A 9,844-nucleotide genomic window follows, 5' to 3' on the forward strand; every position below is an offset into this window, starting at 1 on the left:
CGGCCGCGCCGCGCGGCCAGGCCGCACCCGCGTCCTCGGGCGAGCGCCGGTTCACCACCAGGGCGGCCACCGCGATGCGGTCCTCGGCCAGGCGGCGGCACAGCTGCACGGTCTCCAGCACGGGCATCCGTTCGGCCGTGAGCACCGGCACGAACGCGCACCGCTCCGGGTCCGTCAGCAGGGCCTCCATGTCCGCGAAGACGCGGCGGCGCTCGGTGAGCACCTCCCGGATGCGCAGATCCCGCCGCTCCTGCGCCGTCCGCGGTCCCTCGAGTCCGCGCCTGCCGTCCAGGCCGCGCATCGCGTCCGCGTACTTCTCGGTCCGGTCCCGCCGTTCCAGCAGGCCGTCCGCCCAGGCGCCCATGAGGGTGGGCAGCTCGAGCAGCCGTGCGGTGTGGCCGGTGGGGGCCGTGTCGAACAGGACCGCGTCGAACCGCCCCTGTGCCTCGAGGGCGATCCGGGAGATCCGCTCCAGCAGCGCGGCCTCATGGGTGCCGGGCGAGGCCGCGGCGAGCCGGAAGTACCGGTCGACCTCCTTGTGCAGGTGCTCGGGCATCAGGCCGCGCACCGTGTCCTTCACGGCGTCCAGGTGGCGTGCCGCCACCGCGTCCGGGTCCACCTCCACCCCGACGACGGCTCCCCCGCCCTGGGTGCTCAACAGGTCCGTCTCCGTGTCCCCCACCTCGGCGTCCCACAGGTGGCCGAGGTTGTGCGCGGGGTCCGTGGAGACCACGAGCACGCGCCGCCCGGCGGCGGCGAGCGCCGCGGCGGTCGCGGAGGCGACCGTCGTCTTGCCGACGCCGCCCTTGCCGCCGAAGAAGACGACCCGACGGGAGGTCAGGTGCGTGCTCAGGTGCGGGTCCGTCGTCGTGACGCCCATCCGATGTCCTCTTCCTCTTCGCCGAGCCAGAGACTTCGGCCGGTTCACGGCCCCGCGAACCGGCCGAAGTCTCTGGCTCGGGGCGGGGCGGGGTGCCGACCCCCGCTCAGCAGCAGCCCATGGTGTCCAGCGGGGAACGCTCCATGCCCATCCGCCGGTGCCACTCGTGGAACCGCTCGTAGACCACGGGCAGCAGCTCCACCGTGTAGTAGGTGGCCGGGTTGGGCACGCCGAGGGCGTCCGAGAAGACCATCATCATGAACAGGTCCTCCTCGTCCCGGCGGGCGCGCGCGAAGGTGCCCCGGTAGGGGCCGGCGTAGAACGCGTTCAGCCCCTCCGAGAGCGCCCTCAGGCGTTCGCCGATCCCCATGCGCGCCTCCCCGGTTCAGCGGCGGCGGCCGCCGGAGTGCTCCAGGGCGTCCTCGGCGTCCATGGCCTCGTCCTCCTCCGGGGTGACGGCCGGGGCCCTGCGGGCGGCGGCCATGGCACCGAAGGCGGTGACCAGCACCCAGAGCGCGCTGACCAGGATGATCACGTCCAGGACCAGGAGCAGCCAGTTCTGCTCGTTCCAGAACTGCCCCAGCTGCACGAACAGTGCGTACACGGACACGAACGCCACGAACACCAGCGGGATCAGCACCGGCAGGACCGGACGGCGAAGGCGCAGCAGGATGACGCACACGATGGACAGCGTCAGCGCGGCCATCAGCTGGTTGGTGGTGCCGAACAGGGGCCAGATGACCATGCCGCCGGAGCCGTCCGCGCCGGCGCCGAACGCCAGGCCCATGGTCACGGCGAGCACGATCAGCGTGGAGACCAGCGTCCCGAGCTTCAGGCCCATGATCCCGCCGATCTCCGCCACCACGAAGCGCTGCAGGCGCACACCCGTGTCCATGGTGGTGGCGGCGAAGAGCACGGCCATGGTCGCGAGGATCGTGGAGGACAGGCCGGTGGGGATGCCCAGTCCGGTGTTGAGGATCTGGCCGCCGGCGGTCACGAAGGCCTGCACTCCGCCCTCGCCGAAGGCCGAGTAGACCTCCTCCCAGTCCGCGAGGGAGCGGAAGCCCGCGGTCACCGCGATGATGGTGCCGAGGGACAGCAGGCCCTCGCCCACGGCGCCGAAGTAGCCGACGAACCGGGCGTCGGTCTCCTTCGCGATCTGCTTCGAGGAGGTGCCCGAGGAGACGATGCCGTGGAAGCCGGAGATCGCACCGCAGGCGATGGTCACGAACAGCAGCGGCATGATGCCCGGGGTGCCCTCCGGGACGTTCTCGTTGTAGAACGGGGCCACCACGGTGGGCGAGGAGATGAGGATGGAGCCGTAGAGGATGCCCAGGCCGATGAACAGCTGCAGGCCGTTGATGTAGTCGCGCGGCTGCAGGAGCATCCACACCGGCAGCATGGAGGCGATGCCGGCGTAGACGAAGAGGACGACGATCCAGAAGGCGTTCGCCGAGAGCCCGAGGATGGTCTCCGGCAGGACGATCGGGAAGCGGTCGCCGAGCAGCATGAGGCCGTAGAGCGCGACCACGCCCACCACGGAGACCAGCGGCAGGCTCCACTTGAACCGGTAGATGGCCTGGCCGATCAGCAGCGCCACCACGATCGCACCCCAGGTGGGGATGACGGCGGTGGGGGTGGAGACCAGCAGGTTGGAGATCACCACGGCGAAGGCGGCGTTCACCATGAGCAGCAGCAGGAAGATCACCACGAGGAACAGGTTGCGGCCGTGACGGCCGATGTACTTGCCCGAGAGCGTGCCGATCGACTGCGCCTTGTTCCGGCCCGAGGCCCACAGGGCCCCGAGGTCGTGCATGCCGGCGAAGAAGACGGTGCCGAGCGTGACCCAGAGGAAGGCCGGGCCCCAGCCCCAGATCACGGCCACCGCCGGGCCCACGATGGGCGCCGCGCCGGCCACGGACGTGAAGTGGTGGCCCCAGAGGACCAGCTTGTTGGTGGGGACGAAGTCGACCCCGTCCTCATAGCGGTGGGCGGGCGTGGTGTAGTCCGGGTCCAGCCGGTACACCTTCCTGGCCAGGAACCGTGAGTAGAGCAGGTAGCCGGCGACGATCATCGCGACGCCGACCAGCGCGAGCACGAGGGAGTTCATCGTGTGACCTCATTCTGTGGGAAGTCCGTGCGGGGCACGGATGCAGATGGTGACGAGGGACACGTTAGTGGAACGCACCGGGTTCTCGTAGCCGTTTCCGTGGAGTGGACGCGTGGCGGGGCCGGAGTGGCGGGCTCCCGGCGGCGAACCAGAGAGAGTGGCCGCTTCATGCCCTTCTCAGGTGACCGTTCCTTCTGGCTCGGCGCAACAGGAACCGCCACACCCTCTGGCTCGATGCCCGGACCCCGCCCCGCCCCGTCCAGGTGACCCGATTCACCGCCGATGCGTAGGGAAAGTGGTGACATCGGCGGGGACATGCGTTCTAGGCTGGTGCGGATCCCTGCCGCGGATCGCTGCCGCGGGGCCCGACGACGGCCCCTCACCTCCGACGCGAAGGCCCGCCTCCCGCCTATGCAGACCCATCACCTCACCCCCGCCCCGGCCGAGGACCGCAACGCCCGCCGCCACCGCCTGCGCCGCTACCGTGCCGTCATCTTCGACATGGACGGCGTCATCACGGATACCGCGTCCGTCCACGCGAAGGCGTGGAAGGAGCTGTTCGACCAGTCCCTGCCCGCCGTGGGGCGGCTGCCGGAGAACGCGGACGCCGTTGCCGCGGACCCCACCGCGCTCCGCGAGTTCGACCTCAACGCGGACTACCTGCACCACGTGGACGGCCGACCCCGCGAGGACGGGGTGCGCTCCTTCTTCGCCTCCCGCGGCCTCACCGTTCCGGAGGCCGGCGCCCCGGGCGTCGGCACCCCAGCCGGCACCCCCGGCACCTCTGGCACCGACGACTCGGGCCCGAACGCGGACCTCACCGTGCAGGCCCTGGCCGAGCGCAAGCAGGGCTTCTTCGAGGCCGTGCTGGCCCGGGACGGCGCCCGCGTGTTCCCGGAGGCGGTCCAGCTGCTGGAGAACCTGCACCGCAAGGGCGTGCCTGTGGCCCTGGTGACCTCCTCCAAGAACTCCCGTGCCGTGCTCACCGCCGGCGCCGTGCTGGACCACTTCCCGGTGATCGTGGACGGCCACACCGCCGTGGATCGGAACCTGCCCGGCAAGCCGCACCCGGCGATGTTCTGGGAGGCCGCCCGCATCCTCGGCGTGGACCCGGCGGACGCCATGGTCCTCGAGGACGCCGTGTCCGGCGTGAAGGCCGCCGCGGACGGCCGCTTCGGCCTGGTGGTCGGCGTGGACCGTGAGCCCGAGCTCGGCAAGGCCCGGCTCAAGGACGCCGGCGCCCACCTGGTGGTGGAGGACTTCGGCTCGCTGCAGCTGGAGAAGCGCACCGCCGCCCCGTTCGACGCCGCCTGGATGCTGCGCTGGAACCACTTCGACCCGGCCTCCGAGGGCACCCGCGAGGTGCTCTGCACCCTGGCGAACGGCTACTGGGGCACCCGCGGCTCCATCCCGGGCACCCGCATCTCCTCGGTGCACTACCCCGGCTCCTACATGGCCGGCGTGTTCAACCGTCTCACCTCTCAGGTGCAGGGCAAGTCCGTGGACACCGAGCACATGGTGAACATCCAGGACTGGACCCCGCTGGTGGTCACCCCGGAGGGCGGGAGGCCGCTGCTGCCGGGAGAGGAGTCCCTGGTGGACTTCTCCCAGGAGATGGACCTGCGCCGCGGCGTCCTCTCCCGCACCATGCTGTTCGAGGACCCGCAGGGCCGCCGCACCACGGTGCACACCCGGCAGTTCCAGTCCCTGGCCAACCGCCACCTGGCCGCGCTCGAGCTCACCGTCACCGCGGAGAACTGGTCCGGCGAGGTCTGCGTCCGCTCCATGATCGACGGCCGCGTGGCCAACCTGAACGTCTCGGACGACCGCACCCTGGCCAACCGCCACCTGCGCCCGGTGCAGGCCCGCGAGGTGGACGGGGAGACCGTGTTGCTGGAGACCCGCACCAGCCAGTCGGACATCCGCATCGCCATGGCCGCCCGCACCCGCCAGGTGGCCCCGGTGGGCCACACCCAGCCCATCCGCCGCGCCCTGGACGACTGCTCGGACATGGTGGCCGGCCAGGACATCGAGCTGCACCTGGAGCAGGGTGTCCCGCTGGTGCTGGAGAAGACCGCCTCCGTGGCGAACACCCATGACCACGCCCAGTCCTCCGCCGCCGAGTCCGCCATCAAGACCCTGCAGCGCTCGCCCGGCTTCCGGAACCTGCTGACCGTGCACGAGCAGCGCTGGGGCCAGAACTGGGATCGCTTCGCCGTGCGCATCGACCTGGCGGAGCAGTACTCCCACCAGCGCCGGTCCACCGCGCAGCTGGCCCCGGGCCAGGAGTTCCAGAACCCGGAGTTCACCGCGGGCGTCTCGCGCTCCGTGGGCTCGGCCGCCGAGATGGGCAAGGACGGCGCCTCCCTGCGCCAGCAGCTGGCCCTGAACCTGCACACCTTCCACGTGCTGCAGTGCGCCTACGGCAAGCGGCGTGACCTGGACGCCACCGTGGGCGCCCGCGGCCTGCACGGCGAGGGCTACCGGGGCCACATCTTCTGGGACGAGATCTACATCTTCCCCATGCTCACGCTCCGCCGCCCGGAGATCACCCGCGGCCTGCTCATGTACCGCTACCGTCGCCTGAACGAGGCCCGCGCCAACGCCCGCGCCGAGGGCTGGGCCGGCGCCATGTACCCGTGGCAGGGCGGCTCGGACGGCCGCGAGGAGACCCCCACCGAGCTGTGGAACCCGCGCTCCCAGATGTGGATGCCGGACAACTCCCACAACCAGCGGCACGTCTCCCTGGACGTGGCGTACTCGGTGCTGCGCTACATCGAGATCACCCAGGACCAGTCCTTCATCCAGGACTACGCCGCGGAGATGCTCGTGGAGATCTCCCGCTTCTTCACCTCCATGACCCTGAGGAACGAGGAGACGGGCCGCTACGAGATCCACGGCGTGATGGGCCCGGACGAGTTCCACGACGGCTACCCGGACACCCCGGGCTCGGGCCTGCGCAACAACGCGTACACCAACGTGCTGACGTCCTGGCTGCTGACCCGCACCGCGGAGCTGGTGCGCTGGCTGGACACCCTGGACGAGCCGCTTACGGAGATGATGGAGATCTCCGAGGAGGAGATCGAGCACTGGGAGGACGTGGCCTCCCACCTCACCGTGCCGTTCTTCACCGAGGGCGAGGAGGCCGGCATCCTGGCCCAGTTCGAGGGCTACCAGGACCTGCTGGAGTTCGACTGGGACGGCTACCGGGAGAAGTACGGGAACATCGGCCGAATGGACCTGATCCTGCAGGCCGAGGGCGACGCCACGAACCGCTACAAGCTCTCCAAGCAGGCCGACGCCCTCATGCTGACGTACCTGTTCAGCGCGGAGGAGCTGGACGACATCCTGCAGACCATGGGCTACGAGCTGCCCCGGGAGAACTTCGAGCGCACCGTGGAGTACTACGCGGCCCGCTCCACCCACGGCTCCACGCTGTCCCGCCTGGTGCATGCGTGGGTGACCGCCCGCACCGACCCGGACACCTCCTGGGACCTGTTCACCGAGGCCCTCGAGTCCGACCTCTCGGACACCCAGGGCGGCACCACCCGGGAGGGCATCCACCTGGGCCTGATGGCCGGCACCGTGGACACGGTGATCCGCTGCTACGCGGGCCTGGAGACCCGTGACGAGGTGGTCAAGGTCAACCCGGTGCTGCCCCGTCAGCTGCCGGGCGCGGCGTTCACCATCCGCTACCGCGAGCAGCCGATCAAGATCCACATGACCCAGCAGGACGTCACGGTCTCCGCACAGGAGGGCATGATCCGCCCGGTGGACATGCTGGTGGCCGGCCGGGAGCTCACGCTCGAGCCCGGCGCCGAGGTGACCGTCCCCCTCCAGGGCTGACCTCTCCGGCACACGTCAGGACCCCCGGCGCACGTCAGGTGCGCCGGGGGCTCCTGTGGTGCGGGGGCCGTCGTCGGGGATCACGGAACGGCTTCCCGACGACGGCCGCCCGCCTTCCCCGGGGCGGCTCGCCTCAGCGGGTGGGCAGCTCGGCGCTGACCACCCATCGGGGGCCGAGCTCGGTGTGCAGGTCCGGGCCGGCGAGCAGGCGGCCGCCGAACACGGCGACGCGCTCGTGCATGCCGGCGAGGCCGAACCCCGAGGGCACCGAGCGGCGGCCCCGTCCTGTGGAGACGCCCTCGCCCGGACCGGTCTCGGTGGTCGCCTCGGCCAGGGGGCTGGAGACCTCCAGGTCCAGGTGCCCCTCGTGCAGGGCCGAGTGCAGCACCACCGTCCCGCCGGGCTCGGCGTGCTTGAGGACGTTCGTGGTGGCCTCCTGGAGCAGGCGCAGCACCGTGAACTCCATGGACGGCGGCAGGTCCTCCAGGTCCTGCAGGTCCCGCTGCACCGTGAAGCCGGCGTCCTCGAGCTGGCCGGCGAACCCCTCGATCCGCGCGCACAGGTCCTGGACCCCGTCCGCGCCCACGTTGTCCGCGTTGCGGTCCGTGCCGCGCAGGGCGGTGAGCATGCGGCGCAGGTCCACCAGGGACTGGCGGGCGGCCTGCTCGATCGCCTGCTCGGAGTCCCGGCGGCGGGCCGGGTCGTCGGTGGTCTGGAGCATGGATGCCTGCATGGAGATGATCGTCAGCCCGTGCGCCACCACGTCATGCAGCTCGGCGGCAATGCGCTGCCGCTCCTCCTCCGCGGCCTGCCGCTCACGGCTCGCCGCCTCCTCCAGCTCCGCCTGCTGGGCACGTGCCCGCAGCCGGGCCCGGCGGATCACCAGGGCGGGGACGGTGGTGACCGCGGCCATCCCCGTCAGGATCGTCATGTCCATGCCCGCCGGATCCCACGGGGACACCGCGATGCCGAGGCCCACGAGCATCAGGTAGGCGATGCCGATGCCCACCGCGAAGCGCCGGCCCGAGTAGCGGGCCACCACCGGCGCCACGAACACCGCGCCGGAGTAGGCCAGGAACACGTCCACCAGCGAGTTGTCCATCTGCGTGGACAGCGCCAGGAACAGCGCCATGTACAGCAGGGACAGCAGGGCGCCCACGCTGGGCTGCAGCATGAGCATGATCGTCAGCACCTGCGGGGCCCAGTTGATGATCATGTCCGCGTAGGGGCCGATCACCGGCTCCAGCTCCGCGGGGTCGACCTCGAGCTCCTCGGCCAGGGACGCGCTGTCCGGACCGATGCCCCACACCTGGTGCAGGACCGTGGTCACCAGGTCCACGCCCATCGTCAGCAGGCACACGACGATCACGGTGATCCGGATCCAGCGGCGCACCGGCTCCGCCTGCAGCCACCGCGGCAGCTTCGACGCCGGGGCCGGGGCGGAGTGCTGTGGCCGTGCGGCCCGGCGGCTACCGGCGGTGCGCGCGGTCATCCGATCTCGACCAGCCCGGCCCGGGCGGCGCGGATGAGCACCTGCACGCGGTCCCGGACGCCCCACTTCTCCATGACGCGGCCGAGGTGGGACTTCACAGTGGCCTCGGCCAGGAACAGGGCCGCGGCGATCTCCGCGTTGGACGAGCCGTGGGCGAGTTCGCGCACCACGTCCAGCTCGCGGGCCGTGAGGCGCTCGAAGTCCTCCAGCGGCTCGGCCGGCTCAGCGGCGGCGGGGGTGCCCGGGCCGGCGGCGGTGACGGCGTCGATCAGGTCCCGTGCCACCCCGGCGGAGAACGCGGCGTCCCCGGCGTGGACCTTGCGGATGGCCTCCACCACCTCGTCCGGCGGGGCGTCCTTCACCAGGTAGCCGGCGGCCCCCGCGCGGAGGGCGGGGACCAGGTACTGCTCGGAGGAGAACGTGGTGATGGCCAGGACGCTGATCTCCGGGAACTCCTCGGAGAGGGCCGCGGTGGCGGCGACGCCGTCCATCACGGGCATCTGCATGTCCATGAGCACCACGTCCGGACGCTCTCCGGGACCGGCGTGCCGCAGACGCTTCACGGCCTCGGCGCCGTCGGCGGCGCCGGGCACCGCCTGCATGTCCTCCGCGAGCGAGACGAAGTGCTCCAGGGCCGTGCGCATGAGCTCCTGGTCGTCCACCACCATCACCGTGATCATGGATCCAGCCTAGGCGCGGCGCAGGGGGATCTGTGACCGACGACAGTGGGGAGTCGCGGGGTGGGGGTCACGCGGGTCGGCACGTGGCGCCGGCACGGGCCCACGCCCCTCACCCCACCAGCGGCAGCAGCAGTGCGGTGGCGGCGGCCATGACGGCCAGGACCACCAGGACGGTCGGGCCCATGACGGCCAGCAGGTTCCTGCGCGTGGGCAGCAGGCCGGGGGTGTCCTCGCGGTGCTCGGCGCCGGCCAGGCGGGAGGCCAGCTCGATGCGCGCCGGGGACGCGATCACCGCCCAGCTCGCCGCGGAGGAGTGCATGGCCGTCAGCCACAGCGGCGAGACCGCGAGGGCCTGCGCGGTGCCGGCCTGCAGGGGCGCGAACATCGCGTTGGCGCCCGTGGTGGAGGCGGTGACGTACCCGCTGACGCCGGCCACGAACGGGGACAGCCACAGGAACACGCCGCCCAGGGCGCCGAGCGCGCGGGCCATCTCGTCCGCGAGCCCGCCGCCGGTCAGGGCGTAGCCGAAGGCGATGTAGAGGGCGGTGGGGATGGCGGTGGCCACCCACAGCCGCACGACCTCCTGCCCCACCAGCTGGCGCCGGTCCGCGTCCAGGTGCAGGATCACCAGGCCCACGGCCGCCCCGAGCAGCGCCCAGGTGGCCGGCGAGCGCACGAACGGCCCCAGCGCGCCGAGCGGCAGGGCGGCCTTCGCGGCGGTGCCGGCGATCGTGCCGACCATGAGGATCAGGTAGGGGGCCAGCTGACGCACCGGCAGCCCATGTCCGCCTGCGGGCTTCCCGACGGCGGCCGCTCCCCATCCGGCGGCGCCCTCG

Annotated in this window: 7 protein-coding genes; 1 reads left to right on the plus strand and 6 read right to left on the minus strand. The window is 71.8% G+C overall.

Features of this window, described 5'->3' with window-relative positions:
• The 3 genes from AC2W7A_RS05300 to AC2W7A_RS05310 all read right to left on the minus strand — a co-directional run.
• A partial coding sequence (locus AC2W7A_RS05300) for an ArsA family ATPase (RefSeq protein WP_485990433.1) occupies positions 1–880 on the minus strand: 880 nt, incomplete at its 3' end.
• Positions 881–986: 106 nt separating this feature from the next.
• Entirely contained in the window at positions 987–1,250 is a 264-nt protein-coding gene (locus tag AC2W7A_RS05305) for a cory-CC-star protein (protein ID WP_485990434.1), read from the minus strand.
• Positions 1,251–1,265: 15 nt separating this feature from the next.
• A complete protein-coding gene (locus tag AC2W7A_RS05310) occupies positions 1,266–2,990 on the minus strand; it encodes a carbon starvation CstA family protein (RefSeq protein WP_485990435.1) in 1,725 nt (574 codons plus the stop codon).
• A 411-nt stretch (positions 2,991–3,401) separates the two neighbouring features.
• On the opposite strand from AC2W7A_RS05310, the gene AC2W7A_RS05315 reads away from it, so the two are divergent.
• Entirely contained in the window at positions 3,402–6,836 is a 3,435-nt protein-coding gene (locus AC2W7A_RS05315; protein WP_485990436.1) for an HAD-IA family hydrolase, read from the plus strand.
• A gap of 133 nt (positions 6,837–6,969) precedes the next feature.
• On the opposite strand, the gene AC2W7A_RS05320 is transcribed toward AC2W7A_RS05315, so the two are convergent.
• From AC2W7A_RS05320 to AC2W7A_RS05330, 3 genes are all read right to left on the minus strand, one after another.
• Entirely contained in the window at positions 6,970–8,328 is a 1,359-nt protein-coding gene (locus tag AC2W7A_RS05320) for a sensor histidine kinase (protein WP_485990437.1), read from the minus strand.
• Positions 8,325–9,008: a response regulator transcription factor gene (locus AC2W7A_RS05325; RefSeq protein WP_485990438.1), complete on the minus strand. Its 684-nt coding sequence runs from the start codon at positions 9,006–9,008 to the stop codon at positions 8,325–8,327. The genes AC2W7A_RS05320 and AC2W7A_RS05325 overlap by 4 nt, the downstream gene beginning before the upstream one ends.
• Before the next feature lie 109 nt (positions 9,009–9,117).
• Positions 9,118–9,844: L-lactate permease (locus AC2W7A_RS05330; RefSeq protein ID WP_485990439.1), on the minus strand; the 727-nt coding region annotated here is incomplete at its 5' end.

This window comes from Micrococcus sp. LASM2_SD2 (assembly GCF_057364565.1).

What these genes read in the sequence shown, in the direction of transcription:
- AC2W7A_RS05325 (WP_485990438.1), bottom strand. Translation starts at nt 9,008, where the DNA reads ATGATCACGGTGATGGTGGTGGACGACCAGGAGCTCATGCGCACGGCC.
- AC2W7A_RS05305 (WP_485990434.1), bottom strand. Translation starts at nt 1,250, where the DNA reads ATGGGGATCGGCGAACGCCTGAGGGCGCTCTCGGAGGGGCTGAACGCG.
- AC2W7A_RS05320 (WP_485990437.1), bottom strand. Translation starts at nt 8,328, where the DNA reads ATGACCGCGCGCACCGCCGGTAGCCGCCGGGCCGCACGGCCACAGCAC.
- AC2W7A_RS05310 (WP_485990435.1), bottom strand. Translation starts at nt 2,990, where the DNA reads ATGAACTCCCTCGTGCTCGCGCTGGTCGGCGTCGCGATGATCGTCGCC.
- AC2W7A_RS05315 (WP_485990436.1), top strand. Translation starts at nt 3,402, where the DNA reads ATGCAGACCCATCACCTCACCCCCGCCCCGGCCGAGGACCGCAACGCC.